The sequence below is a fragment of the Corynebacterium tuscaniense DNF00037 genome (genome assembly GCF_000759055.1).
GTDB classification, from domain to species: Bacteria; Actinomycetota; Actinomycetes; order Mycobacteriales; family Mycobacteriaceae; genus Corynebacterium; species Corynebacterium tuscaniense.
The window spans coordinates 23,199-42,246 of record NZ_JRNG01000034.1; the positions used below are offsets into that span (position 1 = coordinate 23,199).

Annotated in this window: 15 protein-coding genes; 13 read left to right on the forward strand and 2 right to left on the reverse strand. The window is 60.0% G+C overall.

The window, feature by feature from the left end; translation table 11 throughout:
- Nucleotides 1–95: 95 nt before the first annotated feature.
- The 5 genes from glf (at nucleotide 96) to HMPREF2129_RS07855 (ending at nucleotide 5,815) form a co-directional block, all read left to right on the forward strand.
- Entirely contained in the window at nucleotides 96–1,304 is a 1,209-nt protein-coding gene (glf, locus tag HMPREF2129_RS07835; RefSeq protein WP_034665123.1) for a UDP-galactopyranose mutase, read from the forward strand.
- An 8-nt stretch (nucleotides 1,305–1,312) separates the two neighbouring features.
- Nucleotides 1,313–2,020 carry a FadR/GntR family transcriptional regulator gene (locus HMPREF2129_RS07840; RefSeq protein ID WP_034665126.1) on the forward strand — a complete coding sequence of 236 codons (708 nt, stop codon included), beginning with the start codon at nucleotides 1,313–1,315 and terminating at the stop codon, nucleotides 2,018–2,020.
- Nucleotides 2,021–2,128: 108 nt separating this feature from the next.
- Entirely contained in the window at nucleotides 2,129–3,547 is a 1,419-nt protein-coding gene (locus tag HMPREF2129_RS07845; RefSeq protein WP_052093015.1) for a four-carbon acid sugar kinase family protein, read from the forward strand.
- Between the two features lie 22 nt (nucleotides 3,548–3,569).
- A complete protein-coding gene (locus HMPREF2129_RS07850; protein WP_034665128.1) occupies nucleotides 3,570–4,478 on the forward strand; it encodes an NAD(P)-dependent oxidoreductase in 909 nt (302 codons plus the stop codon).
- Complete coding sequence (locus HMPREF2129_RS07855) at nucleotides 4,478–5,815, forward strand: GntP family transporter (protein ID WP_034665175.1); 1,338 nt, start codon at nucleotides 4,478–4,480, stop codon at nucleotides 5,813–5,815. Before HMPREF2129_RS07850 ends, HMPREF2129_RS07855 begins: the two co-directional genes overlap by 1 nt.
- A gap of 7 nt (nucleotides 5,816–5,822) precedes the next feature.
- Here HMPREF2129_RS07855 and HMPREF2129_RS07860 read toward each other — a convergent pair whose 3' ends face one another.
- Nucleotides 5,823–7,004, reverse strand: coding sequence for an ATP-binding protein (locus tag HMPREF2129_RS07860; protein ID WP_198021540.1), 1,182 nt, complete (start codon nucleotides 7,002–7,004; stop codon nucleotides 5,823–5,825).
- A 115-nt stretch (nucleotides 7,005–7,119) separates the two neighbouring features.
- Between HMPREF2129_RS07860 and HMPREF2129_RS07865 the strand changes: the two genes are divergently transcribed.
- Nucleotides 7,120–8,025 carry an EamA family transporter gene (locus HMPREF2129_RS07865; RefSeq protein WP_232218126.1) on the forward strand — a complete coding sequence of 302 codons (906 nt, stop codon included), beginning with the start codon at nucleotides 7,120–7,122 and terminating at the stop codon, nucleotides 8,023–8,025.
- Nucleotides 8,026–8,167: 142 nt separating this feature from the next.
- The gene (locus HMPREF2129_RS07870) at nucleotides 8,168–9,880 is read left to right on the forward strand and encodes an RNA-binding domain-containing protein (RefSeq protein WP_034665130.1); all 1,713 of its coding nucleotides are present in this window, start codon (nucleotides 8,168–8,170) and stop codon (nucleotides 9,878–9,880) included.
- Nucleotides 9,881–10,333: 453 nt separating this feature from the next.
- On the opposite strand, the gene HMPREF2129_RS07875 is transcribed toward HMPREF2129_RS07870, so the two are convergent.
- Nucleotides 10,334–11,605 carry a glycosyltransferase family 87 protein gene (locus HMPREF2129_RS07875; protein WP_034665133.1) on the reverse strand — a complete coding sequence of 424 codons (1,272 nt, stop codon included), beginning with the start codon at nucleotides 11,603–11,605 and terminating at the stop codon, nucleotides 10,334–10,336.
- A 346-nt stretch (nucleotides 11,606–11,951) separates the two neighbouring features.
- Between HMPREF2129_RS07875 and HMPREF2129_RS07880 the strand changes: the two genes are divergently transcribed.
- From HMPREF2129_RS07880 to HMPREF2129_RS07905, 6 genes are all read left to right on the forward strand, one after another.
- Nucleotides 11,952–12,185, forward strand: a complete 234-nt coding sequence (locus HMPREF2129_RS07880; protein ID WP_034665135.1) for a three-helix bundle dimerization domain-containing protein — start codon at nucleotides 11,952–11,954, stop codon at nucleotides 12,183–12,185.
- A gap of 212 nt (nucleotides 12,186–12,397) precedes the next feature.
- On the forward strand, nucleotides 12,398–14,344 hold the full coding sequence (locus HMPREF2129_RS07885) for a glycosyltransferase (RefSeq protein WP_034665138.1): 1,947 nt from the start codon (nucleotides 12,398–12,400) through the stop codon (nucleotides 14,342–14,344).
- Nucleotides 14,334–14,858: a phosphatase PAP2 family protein gene (locus tag HMPREF2129_RS07890; RefSeq protein WP_034665140.1), complete on the forward strand. Its 525-nt coding sequence runs from the start codon at nucleotides 14,334–14,336 to the stop codon at nucleotides 14,856–14,858. The genes HMPREF2129_RS07885 and HMPREF2129_RS07890 overlap by 11 nt, the downstream gene beginning before the upstream one ends.
- Nucleotides 14,855–15,853: a decaprenyl-phosphate phosphoribosyltransferase gene (locus tag HMPREF2129_RS07895; RefSeq protein WP_034665143.1), complete on the forward strand. Its 999-nt coding sequence runs from the start codon at nucleotides 14,855–14,857 to the stop codon at nucleotides 15,851–15,853. The genes HMPREF2129_RS07890 and HMPREF2129_RS07895 overlap by 4 nt, the downstream gene beginning before the upstream one ends.
- A gap of 10 nt (nucleotides 15,854–15,863) precedes the next feature.
- On the forward strand, nucleotides 15,864–17,678 hold the full coding sequence (locus HMPREF2129_RS07900; RefSeq protein WP_034665146.1) for a hypothetical protein: 1,815 nt from the start codon (nucleotides 15,864–15,866) through the stop codon (nucleotides 17,676–17,678).
- Nucleotides 17,679–17,790: 112 nt separating this feature from the next.
- Nucleotides 17,791–18,801: an alpha/beta hydrolase gene (locus HMPREF2129_RS07905; RefSeq protein ID WP_034665183.1), complete on the forward strand. Its 1,011-nt coding sequence runs from the start codon at nucleotides 17,791–17,793 to the stop codon at nucleotides 18,799–18,801.
- Nucleotides 18,802–19,048: the final 247 nt, after the last annotated feature.

Below are 19,048 nucleotides of genomic sequence, written 5' to 3' on the forward strand. Positions count from 1 at the left end.
GTGGGGCTTTTGTGAATAGTGTGACTTGCTGGTGTGTCGCGAGTGTGTCGCGCCTATCTAGCGCTTCCACCCCATTTCCCAGTAGCCTTGGGCCCATGACTTCAGGTGACACCAATACGTATGACCTCATCGTTGTCGGCTCCGGCTTCTTCGGCCTCACCATTGCGGAGCAGGCAGCGTCGGAGCTGGGTAAGCGGGTACTCGTCGTCGAAAAGCGCGAGCATATCGGCGGCAACGCGTACTCCGAAAAGGAACCCGATACGGGCATTGAGGTGCATAAATACGGGGCGCACCTGTTCCACACCTCCAATGACCGTGTGTGGGGGTACGTCAACCGCTTCGCTGAGTTCACTGATTACCAGCACCGCGTGTTCGCCATGCACGATGGCACGGCGTACCAGTTCCCCATGGGGCTGGGCCTGATCAACCAGTTTTTTGGCAAGTACTACGGCCCGGACGAGGCGAAAGCGCTCATCGAGGAGCAGCGCGAGGGTCTCGACCCGGCCGCAGCAACGAACCTGGAGGAGCGTGGCATCGCGCTCATCGGCAAGCCGCTTTACGACGCATTTGTGAAGCACTACACCGCCAAACAGTGGCAGACCGACCCGACAGACCTGCCGCCGGAAATCATTTCCCGCCTACCAGTGCGCTACACCTTCAACAACCGCTACTTCAACGACAAGTACGAAGGCCTCCCCGTCGACGGTTACGCCGCCTGGTTGGAGAAGATGGCATCGCATGAGCTTATCGATGTCCGCTTGAACACCGACTGGTTCGACGTCCGCGACACCGTCCGTGGTGAATCCCCCGATGCCCCGGTGGTGTACACCGGCCCGCTGGACCGCTACTTCGACTACGCTGAAGGTCGCCTTGGCTGGCGCACCCTCGACTTCGAGCAGGAAGTCCTAGACACCGGGGACTTCCAGGGCACCCCGGTGATGAACTACAACGATGCGGATGTCCCGTACACCCGCATCCACGAGTTCCGCCACTTCCACCCGGAGCGCACTGAGTACCCCGACGATAAGACCGTCATTGTGAAGGAATACTCCCGCTTCGCGGAGGACGATGATGAGGTGTATTACCCCATCAACACCCCCGAAGACCGTGAGATGCTCAAGCGCTACCGCGAGCTCGCCGCCGCCGAGTCCCGCGAGAACAAGGTCCTCTTCGGTGGCCGCCTGGGCACCTACCAGTACCTGGACATGCACATGGCCATCGGCGCAGCACTCTCCGTCTTTGACAACCACGTGCGCACCTACTTCGTCGACGGCAAACCCATCGACCAGCCGCGCGGGCACTAGGGGCTAGCGTGCGGAGGGACTTGGTCACCGAGGGGATTGAGAAAATGGTCAACTCCATTGCGAGCGGCCACTTCCCCGAAGGTGAAGCCTTGCCCGGTGAGCAGGCGCTCGCTGATTTTCTTGAGGTTTCACGCCCGACCATGCGTGAGGTTGTTCGCGCACTCGCTGATCGGGGCGTGCTCGAAGTCGTACACGGGCGGGGCACCTTCGTGCTGCCCCGTAGTCAGTGGCGCGATATGGAAACCCTGGTTGAGGTGTGGCGTCAGGTCTTGCCGCAAGCTGAGGTCAATCAGCGCCTCACTGAAGTGCGCCGGATGATCGAGGTTGGCTCCTGCGGGCATGCCGCTAACAACCGCACGGCGGAGGATATTGAGGAGCTTGAGGCCTGTCTTGCGCGCTTCGCTAAGGCCGCTGACAGCGGTGACCTTGAGGGTGTGAACAGGGCAGACGTGGATTTTCACAACCAGATCCTACGTGCGACGGGCAACCCATTCCTCATGGCTGTCATGCGTCCGCTGGAGGGTGCGTTGGCGGATTCGCGCCGGGCCACCACCGCGGATTCGGCGGTGCGCGTCCGCGCTGACCGGCACCACAAGAAGATCCTGGAAGCCATTAAGGCGGGGGATGCGGAGGGGGCAAAAAATGCCATGCGTGCCCACATGGATCAAACATGGTCGGACCTACGAACGTCCGATAGGGGCAACAATCGGGGGTAGTTTCTCTGTGATGCAACTCACATAACAAGGTTAAATGCGTTGCAGGTACTAACCTTTCAAGTGACTCCTCAGAGGTCTGAGGATTTGGCGAGAAGAAAGCGAGTCACAATGGTTTCCCTGCAAACCCTGCTTGAGGGCTACCCCGAACCCGTCCGCGTCCCCGCATCGGCCATCCCCACCACCGACACCACGCTTGTGGTGCTGGATGATGACCCGACGGGCACCCAGTCCGTAGCTAACCTTCCGGTACTGACCCGTTGGGAAGAAGATGACATGGCCTGGGCACTCCAGCAGGACGTCCCCGCGATCTATGTCATGACTAACTCCCGTTCGTTGGGCCCGGCAGATGCACGCGCGATCAACCTCGACGTGGCTCGCGCGGCTATTGCAGCAGCGAAGAAGCTGGACAAGAAGGTTGCCTTCGTTTCCCGCTCTGACTCCACGCTGCGTGGGCATTACCCGCTTGAGCCGGACACGCTCGCGGGGGTCGCAGAGGCGAACGGCCAGACCATCGACGGCTATGTCATTGTCCCGGCTTTCGGCGATGCCGGCCGCATCACCGTCGGCGGCGTGCACTATGCGGGCAATGACACTGATGGCTACCAGAAGGTGGAAGACACCGAGTTCGCCCAGGACGCCACCTTTGGTTACAAGCACTCCCGCATTGCTGACTGGGTGGAAGAGAAGACTGGCGGCGCGGTGAAAGCCGCCGACGTGATTGAGATCCCGCTGGATGTGGTGAGGGGGGAGCAAGGGGGCGTCGAAAAGCAGTTGCTTCAAGCGCGCGACCGCACCCCGATCGCCGTGGACATTGTCGCGGAAGATGATCTGCGTTTGCTGTCGCTCGGCCTGATCGCGGCTGAACGTGCTGGTAAAAACTTCATTTACCGCGTTGGCCCGCCGTTTGTGCGCGCGCGGATTGGACAGGATGTGCCGGAGCCGGTGCGCCCGGAGCGCGTGGCGGAACTTCGGCAGAACACGGGCAACGTGGCCGGCGGTCTCATCGTGATTGGTTCGCACGTGCCCACCACGACGCGTCAGCTCGCGCGGCTGAAGGAGACCAATGGCGCGCCCGTCGTGGAGATGGATGTGGCGCGCGTGATCGGGGAGGACCGCGAAGACTACATCGCGGAACTTGCCGGCGAGATTGAACAGTTGCTCACCCGTGGCAACGTCATCTTCCATACCTCCCGTGAACTCGTGCGCGGGGCAACCCCGGATGAGTCGCTCGCGATTGCCCGCAAGGTCTCTGATTCTCTCGTCACCGTGGTTAACCGTGTGGTCAACCGCATTACGCCTGCCTTCGTTATTGCCAAGGGCGGCATTACGTCCTCCGATGTTGCATCGAAGGGCCTGGAGATGACCCGCGCGATGGTCATTGGCCCGATGCAACCCGGAATCATCTCCATGTGGCAGCTGCTTGACGGCCCTGCCGCTGGCGTCCCGTACATCGTCTTCGCTGGAAACGTGGGCACCGATGACTCGCTCGCCGAGGTCGTCGCCGCATTGTCCACTGATCACAACTAAAACTCACCTAAGGAGTACCAACATGTCACAGCACACCATCACCGTCATTGGCCTTGGCGCCATGGGCCTGCCCATTGCCACGAACCTGCGCAACCATGACTTCGCCGTCCGTGGCGTGGACATCGCCGAGGGGCGCCTGGCACTCGGCCGCGAGGCTGGCCTGGATGTTTTCAACACCGCGCTCGAAGCCGTTGAAGGCGCCGACGTTGTCCTACTCGCCGTGCGCAACCACGCGCAGCTCACTGATGTTCTCTTTGGTGAAGGCGGCATCGCCGAACGCATGAAGGACGGCGCCGCAATCTTGCTCATTTCCACCGTGGGCGTTGCTGCCGTGGAACAGACCGCAGCCATGCTCGGTGACATGGGCATCTCGCTTATCGACGCCCCCGTGTCCGGCGGTCCCGTCCGCGCCGGCGAAGGCGACCTCTTGGTCACCGTCGGTGCTGAACCTGCGGTGGTTGACCGTTACCGCGATGTGCTTGAGGCAATGGCCGGCAACCTGGTGATCGTCGGTGACAAGCCGGGCAAAGGCCAGGCCCTGAAGACCGTGAACCAGTTGCTGTGTGGCGTGCACATTGCCGCTGCTGGTGAGGCCCTCGCCCTGGCGGGTGAGCTAGGTCTGGACCAGAAGGCCACGCTGGATGCCCTTATGAGCGGTGCTGCCGCATCCTTCATGCTGGGTGATCGCGGTGAGCGCATGCTGGATGCATACACCGAGGGAGGCGCGGAAGTGAAGAGCCGCATTGACATCTTTGTCAAGGACATGGGCATTGTCACCGCCGCCGCGAAAAACGCCGGTATCGCCGTGCCTGTCGCCGCTGCTGCTGAGCAGCAGTACCTCCAGGCCTTCGCCCGCGGGATGGCTGCGAAGGATGATTCCTCCATCATCACTATTTCTTCCCCGACCGGCCCGAAGGGTGATAACGCATGATTACCGGTACCGGTTTGATTTGGCTCGGCCTCGCGGCCGTTGCCGTCCTGCTCGCCCTGGTGATTTGGGTGCGCATGCCCGCCTTCGTCGCCCTGCTGCTGGTCTCCCTGGCCACGGCAGTGCTCTCCGGCATCCCGCTGGCTGAATCCGTCGGCGTAGTCACCGGTGGTGTGGGCAAGACACTTGGCTCCGTCGCCGTGGTGGTGGGCCTCGGCGCCATGCTGGGTAAGATCATCGAGGAATCCGGCGGCGCCACCGCCCTTGCCCAATACTTCACCGGCAAACTCGGCCGCAAACGCATCGTCGCCGCAGTGGTCATCGCCGCATTCATCCTAGGCATTCCAGTCTTCTTCGACGTTGGCTTCATCATCCTCGCGCCGATCATCTTCGGCTTCGCCGCCGTGGCCAACATCAACCCAATCAAGATCGGTCTTCCCGTCGCCGCAGCACTTCTCACCGTTCACGTTGTTCTGCCACCGCACCCAGGTCCGGTTGCAGTAGCAGAGCTTCTCGACGGCGACGCCGGGCTCCTCCTCACCATCGGCCTACCCATCGCTGCCGTGACCGTGGCCTTGGGTTACCTGATTACCCGCCGCATTGATGTCAGCGGCATTGAGCGCGCCGCATCCCCGGTTGAGGACGCCGGTGTGAACGAGGTGGAAAACCCACCGTCACCGTGGACCATCATCGGCCTCATCTTGCTGCCGATTGTCCTCATCATGGTGGGCACGACCAGCGCCATGGTCCTGGAAGAAGACTCCTTCGCCCGCGATGTCGCCTCCTTCATCGGTGCGTCCCCGGTTGCCCTTCTCATCGCTGTGCTCGTGGCCTGGTTCGTCCTGGGCAGCCAGCGCGGCTGGAACCGCCAGGAATCCTCGGATGTCCTCGACTCCGCCCTGCCGGCCGTCGCCGTGATCATCTTCGTCACCGGCGCTGGCGGTGCCTTTGCCAACGTGCTCGTTGAATCCGGCATCGGCCAGGTTCTTTCCGACCTTCTCGCCGGCACCGGCCTGCCGCTTATTCTCACCGCGTTCCTGCTCACCGCCGCTCTCCGCGCCGCGCAGGGTTCCGCAACGGTGGCACTTCTCACCACCGCCGGACTCATCGCACAACCCATCGCGGATGCTGGCCTGAGCAGCGTCCAAGCCGCACTCGTCATGGTGGCCATCGGCTTCGGTGGCCTGGGACTCAGCCACATCAACGACTCCGGCTTCTGGATCGTGACCAAGTACCTCGGACTCAACGTCAAACAAGGCCTCCGCTACTGGACAACCGTGTCCACCATCTTCGGTGTCATCGGCTTCCTGCTCACCTGGGCGGTCTACGCGGTGGTGTAGCGCGCTCTCACTCCGGCCAGATGGAGAACTGCTCCATTGCGTCTGACGCATGGTGAGAGCGTAGGTACTCGCGCATGTACGGCAGTTCGTAGTCGACGTAGCCATGGGATGTTGGGCGGATCATCTCCGCGTCGATAAGCCTCTTGCGATAGGTGCCCGCGTATTGCGAATCGACGCCCAGGCGCGCCGCGATGTCCAACATGCGTGATGGGCCATCATCGGTGGACATTGCGGTGAGGAAGGTGCGATCGACCTCCGATAGATCAGCAAGCGATGGTTCGTGAACGAGTTGTCCGAGCTTCCTGCGGGCAGCTCCGATGCCATGTGAAACCGCTTCTTCATCGATCTCGTTGTCAGTGAGATTGCGGAAAGCGTGTTGCCCAACGAGCTGGATCATGAATGGGTATCCGCCAGTCGCATTGGATGCGGCGTCAAGGGCCTCCGGGGTCCATGACACCCCAACTTGAGCGGCGGTCTCCTCCAATGCCATGCGTACCTCTTCGATTGGGACCATTCCGGTTTCAATCCTGTTTGCGCGCCGTAAGAAGGTCACGGGGTTGCGGCCTTCATCAGCAGCGAGAAGGGGTTTCACAGCGCCGGGGATGCCGGCCATTGCAACCGCAATTTCACGATCTTCCCGGACAAGATGTTGGATTGTTGTGCCGAATTCGACGATCTCGTCCATGTGCGCGTAGTGCAGCTCATCCAAGGTAATCAACAGCCCGACCGGTTCCTGGCCAAGGCGGGCATCAATTTCTGCTTGGCAGTCAAACAGTTCATCGAGCACCGACCGCAACGTCGGGGTCGGCGAATATGCGGGAACAGATTCGGTGTCAAAGCCAAGGTAGGGGAGTTTGATTCCGGAGAGGCGGCGCTTGGGTTCGCTGGAAAGCTCCTGCACGAGCTTGTACGCACGGTCGCGGATGCGATCGATGAAACCGCGAGTCGTGGTCTCGGAGATGACGTGCCAGGAGTGAGATTTGGCGACTGCTTCGAATTCATTCAGCAAAACAGTCTTGCCCACACCTCTGGGACCGGTGATGATGGAGATTCGTTCGTGGCTTCCCGGACCGTCCTGGATGGCGGCGTCAAAGTCGCGGAGATACTCATCGCGCCCCGCGACCACCACCGGTGTCTTTCCAACCGTTGCGGTGAAAGGGTTCTTGGGGCGCCGCTGGATCGCTGACATTCCGCCTCCTTACTATTTCTTACTATCTTTACTATTTTTACTATCTTTACTACTTCGGCGCGAGGGGACGTGATCGAACGCTCAAGTTCTGCACCCATGTACTACCCTTTCCCGAGTGCCACGCGAACGTAACCAAACCCGATTGACCCGCCAAGGTGTCACCGCTTTTCTTGCCTTGCCGGCGGCCCCGGTCCTGATGGTGCTTATCGGCTCGCTGGGGACGCAGGCCGCGGCCGTGATTGTCACGGACATGCTCGGTACCGTCGGCGCGCCGGGGGTGTCGGGCCTGCGTATGGCGGCTGCCGCGGTGATCATGGTGGCGCTGTTCCGGCCGAAGCTGGCTGGCATGACACGGGCCCGCGCTATCAACATCGTGGTGTACGGCGTGGCCATGGGCATGATGAGCATGATGGTCTACGCCGCCATCGCGCGCCTCCCGCAAGGTGTTGCCGTGACCATCGACTTCCTTGGCCCCTGCGTCGTCTCGTTCCTCGGGTTGACCATGTGGCGCTCGCGCCTGTGGGCCGTGGTCGCGTTCATCGGTGTTGCCCTCATCGCGCAACCGTCCAATGACCTGGACATCGTCGGCATCGGCTTTGCCGCACTCGGCGCCGTGTTCTTCGGTGCCTACACACTCTTCGCCGCGCGCATGGGCAGCACCGACGGTGGTGGTATGCCGGATCTCGCCTTGTCAGTGGTCGTCGCCGCGCTTATTCTCATGCCGTTCTCCGTGCCTGCCGTTCCGCTTCTTAGCGGGCCTATGTGGATCACCATCATCATCTCCGGTTTCATCGGCGCCGTCATCCCTTATGTCATGGATACGATCGCGGCGGGGATTGTGTCGGCGGCGGTCGTCGGCACGCTTTTTGCCCTTGACCCTGTGATCGGCGCGATTCTGGGCTGGGCCTTCTCCGGCGACGAGCTGACCTGGTCCATGGTGGCGGGCATCGTGATGATCGCGGTCGCTGGCGCGATCATCACGTGGCGTGGGGCCCAGGAGTCGCCGGATATTGGGGAGTAATAAACAACTCCAAACAACTAGAAACAACTATGTCTGCCTGCGTAAACGTGCTTCTTACAGCGTGTTTTTCGGAGAGTTGTTTGCCTAGTTGTTTCAGAGTTGTTTTAAACAACTCATGAACAACTCTTGCTAAACTAGGTGCATGCTGGATGCAGGTTTTGAGATTGTGGAGGAAGCGCTATCGGCGATTGAGGCTGGCGATAGCGCTGGCAATTGGGAGTCCCAAGTGCTGGATTTCAAGGAAGATCCTGCTGTCCACCCGAAAAACAAGAACCCTGATGCGAGGTTGGTTGAATTTCTTGTTGATGAGGTCATCTGTTTCTCGAATGCGGACGGTGGCGTTGCTTCCATCGTCCTTGGCGTCAATGATAAGAAGGCGGGACCTTCTGCATTCACTGGAACTGACCGCCCTTGTGAGTGGTTGGTGGAGAAGATCTACAGCAACACTCAACCGCATATCCAGGTTGAGGCCTTTGCGATTCAACGGTGCGATGCCCGCCTAGTGGTCTTACGCATTCCTCGCGGGATGGCTTTGTATCAGCGTCCTAAAGGTCAGGCAAGCAAGCGTGTTGGCAAGAGCTGCGTCCCCTTGACTGAAGACGAGCGCCGCGGCATCCACTTGTCTCGCTCTAATCCGGATCTCAGCGCCGGAAAGTCGTGGCGTGGGCCCGAAGACCTCAACGTGCAAGCTATTGAGCGAGCAAAGGTTCTGCTTGCTAACAGGAAAAGTGCGCTCGGTGACACATCGCCTGTTCCGCAGACGGGCCTCGAGCTCTGCAGTGAGTTAGGCTTGCTCACTTCCGATGGCGCTGTGACTTTCGCGGCAGAAATATTGTTCATGCAGCCGTTGCACAACCGGACAGTGGTGCGCCATTTGCTTCGCGAGGTGCCTAGTGGTGACCCCAAAGTCACCGAGATTTCCGCACCGTTGATTACCGCTTCAGAGCAGGTACGTGCGCTTATCAAGGTCAATACGACGCAAGAGATTGCTCGTGTTCAGCTCCCGAACGGGCAGGAATTCCCAATTCCAGCATTCCCTGCCACCGCCGTCGATGAGATTGTGTCCAATGCCTTCGCGCACCGTGATTGGGGAGCGACGACCGCGATCGTCGTTGATCAGTCGCCTACCAGCTTGACGGTGTGGTCCCCCGGTGGTTTCCCTGTCGGTGTGGCTGAAGAGAAGATCCTGACTACCCAATCCATTCCGCGCAATCCGGTCCTCATGGCGGCGTTGCGACAGTTGGGGCTTGCGGAAGAATCTTCGCGTGGTTTTGACCGCATGTGGGTTTCCATGCTTTCTAGTGGCAGGCAAGCCCCAAGCCTGAATGCCAACGGGCCGTTCGTTGAAGTCACTTTGCCTTCGGGAAGTGTGGATTCAGGTTTCATCAGAGCGTTGTACCTGCTGCGTATTGAATTCGGCGAGTCCATTTTTGACAGCGTTAATGGCCTCCTGGTCACACGGCATTTAGCCAACAATCAGATCCTCATGACATCTACTGCCGCCAGGTTGATGCAGGTCTCGGACGCGCAGGCCCAGGAAACCTTGGCGTGGTACTCGAGCCAGGGCTTCCTGGAGCAGTTGCGGGATGCGCCGGAGTGGATCCTCTCCGCGCGTGCACGGGCAGCCTTTGATGGGGAAACGTCCACCGTGGTCAGCTCTGTCACCACTGAGGATTGGGTCCTCGCCCAACTCCGCGAAGGGAAGTCCCTGAATGCACGCGAGGTCGCTGATGAGTTGGGCGTTGAGCGGGAGGCAGTGAGCAGACTTCTCCGTCATCTGCGCGATGTAGGCAAAGCGAAGATCGCTGGCGATAGTCCAACGCGCGGCCCAAGCGTCCGATGGGTGTCCTCCTAGTTCGGATTCCGCGCCCCTCGCAAACAACTCCAAACAACTCGAAACAACTATGTCTGCCTGGGTAAACGTGCTTCTTACAGCGTGTTTTTCGGGGAGTTGTTTGCCTAGTTGTTTCAGAGTTGTTTGAAACAACTCCCGGACAACTTGCACTCTTTAGCCACTTACGGGCACGAACGTTGCCACCAGGTAGCGGTTGATGTCGCATACGAAGCCCGTGAGCTTGGCCACCAGCATGTCCGATGCTGGGGATCCGGCCTTCCGCCGCGGGCGCAGCAGAGCGCGCCCAAGGAAACGTAGCCATGTAGCCTCTCTAACTCGAGTGAACAGAATTGGCTTCGGTGGCGTTAGCTGGTTTTACGCGATTCCCAAACGCCAAGCAGTTGCCTTTCAAAACGCAAAGTGAAACCGTTTCAAAGCGCAAAACGCCCAGGTAGGAGCATGTGATTCTGGTGGCTAAAAGTCCCCGGCAACAGTGCGGGATGCTGGTGCTTCGACTTGCTGCTCTTCTGCCGGCCGATTGGCCAGCGCCCAGGCAGCCACCGCAACCGGCAGCGCGATGAACATGAACGACGGAATGTAGGCCAACGTGACGCCCAGCGTCACGTTGTCGGTTTCCGGCCAGGTCCAGTTGGCGTACATGAAAAGCAGGATCAGGGTGGTGACCGGCCAGCGCACCGGGGATTGGCGCCCGGCGATGGTGAGCACGAGAGGGATGAGCCAGATTGAGTAGTAGTTTTGCAGCAGTCCGCTGGCCATGAAGCCGCCGGCAAAGCACACGCCCGTGGCCACAAAGGTGAACAGAACTGGGTCTGTTTCTTTCCACTGCCACATCAGGGCGACCGCACCGAGTGATGCGACGATGACGAAAAGTGTCAGCACAGTAACTACTGCATTCGGCCATTCGAGGATGATTCCGAGTCCGCTGACTGAACCGTTGAATCGCGGCCGGGGTTCGCTGAGATAAGGGACCAGGTTGGTGAAGAACAGCTCTGGTTCCGCGATGGTGAACCACCCGAAGGCGAACAGAGCTGCGGCGACGAGCGCCGCGATAACCACCACGGCCACCTGCCAATAGGCAAGGGAGACGATGAACAGCACCGCGAACTGGGGCTTGATGGACAGTGCCACGCCGGCGAGAGCGCCCGCTACCCATGCTTCTGGCCGTGTGAAGTGATTGCGCCAGCCGACCTTTAGCGCCCGTAGGCGGAGGGAGAACCAGATGAATAGGACCTGCAACAGCAGCATGAAGCCGTTGATATTGGTCAGTGCCAACGTTGTGCGGACTGGTTCCGGTGTGATGAAGAAGAAGCTCACCGCGAGCGGGAAGACAATGTGGAACCAGCGTGGGCGAACCATGTGCGCGGCCACAGCGATGGCAGCGATGATGCACAGTGCGCCAAGAGCAGCCATGACCGCGCGCGCCACTTCTTGTGAACCGAAGACTGCAACCGGGGCGATCAGCACAGTGCCCGCAGGGGTGTACAGGTAGTGAGGCATATCGACGGTGTAATCCGAATTAAAAACTGGCTCGCCGGAAACATAGTTATTGGCTGCGGTCCAGATCGGAATGAAGTCCGTGCCCGAATTCATCTGGGGGAACACTATGGCCGAACGGAGAAGGATGAAGGCCATCACCGTGTACAGCAGGGGAACCGCCACGCGAAAGACTTCTGATACCGCCGGGGTGCGGGCGGGGGTGGGGGACTGTGGGGCGTCGATAAGCACAGCGGGGAGGTTAGCACGACAAAATAGCCTTCCAGGGCCACCGAGGTTAACTAAACGGTTAACAAACATCACGGGATATGAACTTGAAGGTGAACTGCGCATTAACTTGCGTACGGTGCAAAGCTGAAGCGAATTATATTCATGCCATTAATGCAGGTGAATGACCATGGGTCTTAATGGGGTAATTAAATGCTTGATGTCCACCAACTATCTGCTAAAGTTAACGACAGGTTAACAAAGGGCTAACGTAAGAGTTCGCCCCGTAGGCCTCGTCCGAGGAGGTTCCCCTCCACGGAACGACCACATTCAACTTCATGGCTATCACGTTCAAGGAAAGGAGGATGCCATGATCGCAATCAATAACATTTCCAAGGACTTGCACGCCCGGTTTGATGGAGTCGTGGGCGTACACGTTGTCGACGCTGTGCTTGAGGCAGTTCTTGCAGAGCACGTAGAGCGCGCGAAGGTAACCCAGTGGGTTCCGCTTCTCGCTGGTCGCGCAGCCGCAGAAGAGCTTGCCGGCATTGCAAACGGCACCCTCGACCCCGCCAAGTACGGCGAGACCCTGATCGCCGCTTAACTGGCCGCGAACAATCGAGCCTTTGCCACGAGCCCTGGCCTGGATTTCTTATCCGGGCTAGGGTTTTCGCGTTCCGGCTATTCCCCGGCACGTGAGACCGGCCTGCCTAAACTTGCACCCCTGAGAGCCGAAAACCCGTCGGGTGCCTGAACGCACTACGCTAAAGACGAAGTTCTGTTGAGAAGTCTGATTAGGCATCGAAAGTGAGATCTGTGGAAACAACGACTGCAGTAGATGTACTTCAGCGTGTGCTGATGCCAAAGAAGGGCGAACCACACGACGTTCGCATGCTGTACCTCATTGAGGCGGAGCAGAATAAACAGCGTTTGACGTGGTCGGGCCGTACGAGTTTTAACATTCTTGCGGGGGAGGAGGTCTCTTTCGAAACATATTTCAATGCTTTCCCAGCGTCGTATTGGCGCCGCTGGTCGCAGTTGGACACCGTGGTGCTAGCCATGGATGTCCAGGGAGCGGCGACGATTTCGGTGTACCGCTCCAAGCATGATGGTGTGCGCATCTCGGTCACGAATGTGGAAGCGAAGGATGCGCGGGTGGAAATCCCGTTGAAGCTGGCCAACTTCGAGGATGGTGGCTGGCTGTGGTTCGACGTGAATGCGGAGTCGGACGCAACGATCACGGACGCTGGTTGGTTCGCGCCGCATGAGCCGAAGGAGCAGGTGCTGCCCGGTGGGAGCACAATCGCACCAGCGGAGAAGAAGGTGGCGGTGGGTATCCCTACCTTCAACCGTCCGCGTGATGCTGTCAACGCACTACATGCGCTGGCGGAGGACCCGTTCGTGTTGGAGGCGATTACGGATGTGCTGATGCCGGACCAGGGTAACCAGCACCCGGCGGACGAGCCGGACTTCAAGGAGGCCGAAAAGAATCTTGGCGGAAAACTGAAAGTATTCCGCCAAGGAAACCTCGGTGGTTCGGGCGGCTACTCCCGCATCATGTACGAAGCGCTCAACCAGACGGACGCGCCGTTCATCCTGTACATGGATGATGATATTGCGATTGAGCCGGATTCGATTCTGCGTGCAGTGCAGGCGGCCCGTTACGCGAAGAGCCCGATTCTTGTCGGTGGCCAGATGCTGAACCTGCAGGACCGCAGCCAGTTGCGCACGACAGGTGAGATCGTGGATCCGAACATCTTCATGTTCTCGGCCGCGAAGCACGCGGTCTACGACCATGACTTTGCTAAGTACCCGCTCGGTTATGTGGGCACGGAGGAAGAAGACCTCGACCCGCGAAAGACCACCTCGCGCCCGCTGCACCGCCGCATTGATGTGGATTACAACGGCTGGTGGATGAACCTTTTCCCGCGCGTGGTCGCGGAGAAGATGGGTCTGCCGTTGCCGCTGTTTATCAAGTGGGACGACAACGAGTATGCGTTGCGCGCCAAGGAAGCAGGTCTTCCCACGGTCACGTGGCCAGGCGTGGCCATCTGGCACATGGCCTGGGCCGACAAGGACGATGCCATCGACTGGCAGGCCTACTTCCACATGCGTAACCGCCTCATCGTGGCCAGCATCTATGGTCCGGAGAATCCGGAGGCGATGCTGAAGAACATGCTGAAGTCCACGCTCAAGCACTACGTGTGCATGGAGTACTCCACCATCGCGATTCAGAATGAGGCGATGAAGGACTTCCTTGCCGGCCCGGACCAGCTCTTTGACATCCTCGAATCCTCGCTGCCGCGGATTCAGGAGATCCGGAAGGGTTTCCCCGATGCGCAGGTGCTGCCGTCCGCGGCGGATTTGCCGGCAGCAACAGGCGCGCCGGGTGTGCCCACGAACAAGATGGGTGGGCGTCTGGCCAAGATCAAGAAGATTCCGTGGGCCGCGAAGTCTTTGCTTCACCTGCGGAAGCCGGAGGATCGTGCGCATTGGGAGGCGCCGCAACTCAATCTGACGGCGGAGGAGGCGCGCTGGTACACGCTGGCTCGCGTGGATTCCGCGACGGTGTCCACAGCCGGTGGTACGGGCGTGGCCTTCCGCAAGCGTGACAAGGAGTTGGCAAAGACCCTTCTGGATGAGCAGAAGCGTCTGCGCGCGGAGATCAAGGACCGCTGGGCGGAGCTCAAGCGCACCTACCGTGAGGCGCGACCGGAGCTGACCAGCCACGAGAACTGGAAGAAGATCTTCGATGAGCAATAACAACTCTTTGACTGCTTTTGAAGTGAGCGGTTTACGCGAACTTCAAAAGCTGCTTTTCGACGCACCCGGGGTCCTCCCCACCGCCCGCGGCCTCAGCCATTTCGGCGAACATGCGCTTGGGTGGCTGGGCATTTCGGCGGCAGGTGCGGCTCTGGATGAAAAGCGCCGACGGAAGTGGCTGGCCATGGGTGCTGGCGCTTTCACGGCGCACGCGGCATCCGTGGTGATCAAGCGCATTGTTCGGCGCCGTCGCCCACATGATCCCAGGATCAAAGTGGGTGTGGGTACGCCGTCGAGGTTGAGTTTTCCGAGTTCGCACGCGACGTCGACAAGCGCTGCGATGGTGCACCTTGCAGACATCACTGGCTCGAAACTGCCGTATGCGGGGATTCCCATTATGATGGCATCCCGAATGGTTCTGGGCGTGCACTATCCCACGGACACTCTGGCGGGCGCGCTGCTGGGGGCGGGGGTGGCGCGAGCCGCGATTGAGATTGAGAGGCAGACAGCATGACCGAGCCGAGCACTCCACCGTTGCAGGAAGAGCCGTTTCTGAAATCCGAGCCTCACACCGAGGGTGTGGACTACAACCGGAAGAAAACTCCACCGAAGAACCTGCCTGACGCGATGATCAAGGGCTTGCGCCCGAAGCAGTGGGTCAAAAACGTCCTGGTTTTGGCGGCCCCGCTGGCTGCGGGCACTGAGTCTTTCACGTCCCGCACGGTGTGGGATATTGTGCTAGCGTTCATCGTGTTCTGCTTCGGTGCGTCCTCGATCTACCTGGTCAATGACGCGCGCGATGTGGAGGCGGACCGCGCTCACCCGACGAAGCGTTTCCGCCCAATCGCCTCTGGCAAGCTGCCCATTGGGTTGGCGTATGCGATGGCGGCAACGCTCATTGCGCTGGCCATCGGCTTGTCATTCCTCGCCTCCGATGGTGCGGCATTGGCAACCGTCATTGGGGTGTACATCGTGTTGCAGCTGGGCTACTGCTTCGGCTGGAAGCACATCCCAGTGATTGATATTGCGCTGGTGTCCTCCGGCTTCATGCTGCGTGCCATGGCCGGTGGTGTCGCGGCGAATATTGAGCTATCACAGTGGTTCCTGCTGGTCGCGGCGTTCGGTTCGCTGTTCATGGCCTCCGGCAAACGCTACGCGGAACTGCTGCTGGCGGAGCGCACGGGCGCGAAGATCCGCAAATCGCTGCAAGGCTACACGCAGACCTACCTGCGTTTCGTGTGGACACTGTCCGCCACAGCCGTGGTCATGTCGTACGCACTGTGGGGCTTCACGCTTTCCGACGGTGTCGCCCCCGCCGAGGGTCTCTGGTACCAGATCTCCATGGTCCCCTTCATCATCGCCATCCTCCGCTACGCCGCCGAGGTGGATAGCGGCAACGGTGGGGCACCGGATGAGATCGCTCTGGAAGACCGAGTTCTGCAGATGCTGGCCCTGCTGTGGATCTTCACCATCGTGATGGCCGTCTATGTGGTTCCAGCCATAAGTTAAGATATCCCGCATGGAAAAAAGCGCTCGTTCTTCGCTGCTCTTGTCAGCCCTCATAGCGGGCGCTTTCGCATTCTGGGGTGGTTTCAGCCGCCGTTGGATCAGCGATGACGGGCTGATCGTTCTGCGCACCGTGCGCAACATCCTGGCCGGAAACGGCCCCGTGTTCAACGTTGGTGAGCGCGTTGAGGCGAACACATCCACCCTGTGGCAGTACCTCATTGTTGCCTTCTCCTGGGTGCCCGGGATGAAGCTTGAGGACGTAGCGATGTGGCTGGCGCTTGCCTTCACCGTCATCGCTGCGGTGGTAGGTACCGTTGCCGCGGGCAAACTCTGGGGGCAGCACGCGGTACTGCCATTTGGCATCATCATCTACCTTGCCCTGCCACCCGCCCGGGACTTTGCCACCTCCGGTTTGGAATGGGGGCTGTCCCTAGCGTGGCTGGCCGTGTGGTTCGCGCTGTTAGTGCGCTGGGCAGACCGATCAGAAAATCCCGCCACACTGTACTGGCTTGCCTTCTGGGCCGGCCTGTCATGGCTGGTCAGGCCAGAACTAGCCTTGTACGGCGGGTTGACCGGTATCCTGCTGCTTGCCCTGAACCGACGCAACCGGCGTCGCATCGGCGGAATTCTGGCTGCGGCGTTACCGTTGCCCGCGGCTTACACCATTTTCCGCATGGGCTACTACGGGCTGCTTACCCCGCACACGGCTGTAGCTAAGTCCGCCTCCGAATCCGCTTGGCGTACGGGCATCGCCTATGTATGGGACACCGTGCGCCCCTACGGGCTGCTATTGCCTATCCTCATCGCCGTCGTGTTCGGGGCGATGTTCACCTACCAGCGCGGCGGTAAACAGGCCCTGGTAGCCCTCCTAGTTTTCGGCTGTGGCGCGCTGCATCTTATATACGTGGTGAAAGTCGGAGGGGACTTCATGCACGGCCGCATGGTGCTGGTACCCCTCTTTGCCATGCTGCTGCCGGTGATGGCAGTGCCAGCCACGGTGGTCACAGGTGTGGCTACCGCGGGTCTTGTCATCTGGGCGGGCATAGTCATCTACCGCGGGCACGACTTGGGGTTTGATCCCTTTGATGAAAATCCCGTGGACCTCACCATCGTGGACGAACGAGAATTCTGGACAGCCGTTTTACAGCGCGAATCCGGAAACCCGCCACGCTACGCCGAAGACTTCTACGCCTCAGACATGATGCACGGATGGCCAGAAGCCTGGAACGAAATCCATGCCGATAAGGCCAACACCTCCGCTGTGGTGAGTCTCGTTCGTATTCAAGACCATCCAAGCGTGTTCCAGTGGCAAACTCGCCCCCGCTTGACGGGGAAGGACGTACAGACAGACCTCGGACAAATGCCCCCCACGGCCTACCACATAAATTTGGGTATGACCGGGATGCTATCCGAGCTCGATGACCGCATCCTGGACTCAGTAGGTCTGGCAACGCCACTCGCCGCGCGCCAACCACGACTGCCCGACGGGCGAATCGGCCACGACAAACAATTGCCGTTCCACTGGCAATTAGCGGATACGGGGGTGGATGTTGAGGGGCTGCCGGAGTACGTCGATAAGCAACTCGTACGGCAAGCACGCGCAGCGCTGCGCACGCCAGACATCAATGAACTGATTGCCACCTACCGCGAACCCATGAGCGCCAAACGCTTCGTGAAAAACATGGGCTGGGCAGTGACAAAGGGCCGCACACTCACTGTCAACGACCACCCCGACGTGTACCTTGATGCCAACACCCTCGAGCGCATCGCAGCCGGAGAAGACGTTGGGCTAGACGGCCCGCCTGTGTACTGGTTGAGCGAATAATTAGAAAACTTTTAGGCACCGTTGATAACATCGCGGTAACACTCCGCAGACAATCTGCGACATATGGGGATGTAACCCCAAAAATTTTCCCGAAGATTTGAATGGTGACAACATGAACGCGACTCTCTCTGTGCGCCGCGCCCTGATCGCGCTGGTAACAGCAGTTGTAGCAGCGATGAGCATGATGCTCGTTGCGCCGAATGAGGCACAAGCCAACCCGCGCGGGTGGCTCCGCCCAGACGCAACAGGACACTGCCACTGGGACCCAGTTGGCTACTGGGTACAACGCTGCGATGTCTGGTCCCCGTCGATGAACCGCAACATCCCGGTACAAATCGTGCCGGCAGCACGCGGTGGCAACGCTGGCCTGTACCTGCTGGACGGCCTGCGGGCGACGGAAAAGACCAACGCCTGGTTCCAAGACGTCAACGCGGCCGCCATCTACGAGAACTCCAACATCACCCTGGTTGCCCCAGTTGGTGGCGAAGGTTCCTTCTACGCCGACTGGACCGCCGACCCCAAGTACGGCAACGGAAAAACCTACCGTTGGGAGACCTTCCTCACCCGCGAGCTGCCCGGCTACCTGCAGCAGCACTTCGGCGTAGCTCCGAACAACAACTCCATCATCGGACTGTCCATGGGCGGCACCGCCGCAATGAACCTGGCAGCCAAGCACCCGGACCAGTTCCGTCAGGTGCTCAGCTTCTCCGGCTACCTCACCACCACGCTGCCAGGCATGCAGACCCTCCTGCGCGTGGCCATGCTGGACGCCGGCGGCTACAACATCAACGCCATGTACGGCTCCCTGCTCAGCCCGTCCCGCTTTGAGAACGATCCCTTCCTCAACATGCACGGCCTGCGCAACACCGACGTATACATCTCCGCCGCCAGCGGCATCCCAGGCCCGGCCGACGCCGGCTACCTGCCCCAGCACCAGCTGGCCGGCTCCGCCCTCGAAATCGGTGCACTGGCAAGCTCCCGCATCTGGGAAGGCAAGGCCCGCCTGACCGGTATCAACGTAACCACGGATTACCCGCCACTGGGCCTGCACAACTGGAAGGAGTTCGGCGGCCAGATGGTTAAGACCAAGGCGCGCGTACTCAACCACATGAATGCGTGGTAATCGCTTTACCGCTTAATCGCGAGTTCGCTCGCGTGAAAAGGTCCCTCCCAGATGGCTGGGAGGGACCTTTCGTGTGTATGGAGGTCCCAAGCTCTAGGGACCGGTGCAACGAACACGAGAATCCGCCAGTTTGGCTATCCGGTTTGGCTATTGCCTCGAACGCCGATCCGTGAGCTGGGGTTTTTCCTCGCGGCGATCGCCATTGTCAAACCGAACCACACAGCCTGTTTTTGGGCATGCCGAAAGG

Coding starts and splice junctions, on each gene's coding strand:
- glf (WP_034665123.1), top strand. CDS start 96: ATGACTTCAGGTGACACCAATACGTATGACCTCATCGTTGTCGGCTCC.
- HMPREF2129_RS07845 (WP_052093015.1), top strand. CDS start 2,129: ATGGTTTCCCTGCAAACCCTGCTTGAGGGCTACCCCGAACCCGTCCGC.
- HMPREF2129_RS07850 (WP_034665128.1), top strand. CDS start 3,570: ATGTCACAGCACACCATCACCGTCATTGGCCTTGGCGCCATGGGCCTG.
- HMPREF2129_RS07860 (WP_198021540.1), bottom strand. CDS start 7,004: ATGTCAGCGATCCAGCGGCGCCCCAAGAACCCTTTCACCGCAACGGTT.
- HMPREF2129_RS07870 (WP_034665130.1), top strand. CDS start 8,168: ATGCTGGATGCAGGTTTTGAGATTGTGGAGGAAGCGCTATCGGCGATT.
- HMPREF2129_RS07880 (WP_034665135.1), top strand. CDS start 11,952: ATGATCGCAATCAATAACATTTCCAAGGACTTGCACGCCCGGTTTGAT.
- HMPREF2129_RS07890 (WP_034665140.1), top strand. CDS start 14,334: ATGAGCAATAACAACTCTTTGACTGCTTTTGAAGTGAGCGGTTTACGC.
- HMPREF2129_RS07895 (WP_034665143.1), top strand. CDS start 14,855: ATGACCGAGCCGAGCACTCCACCGTTGCAGGAAGAGCCGTTTCTGAAA.
- HMPREF2129_RS07900 (WP_034665146.1), top strand. CDS start 15,864: ATGGAAAAAAGCGCTCGTTCTTCGCTGCTCTTGTCAGCCCTCATAGCG.
- HMPREF2129_RS07905 (WP_034665183.1), top strand. CDS start 17,791: ATGAACGCGACTCTCTCTGTGCGCCGCGCCCTGATCGCGCTGGTAACA.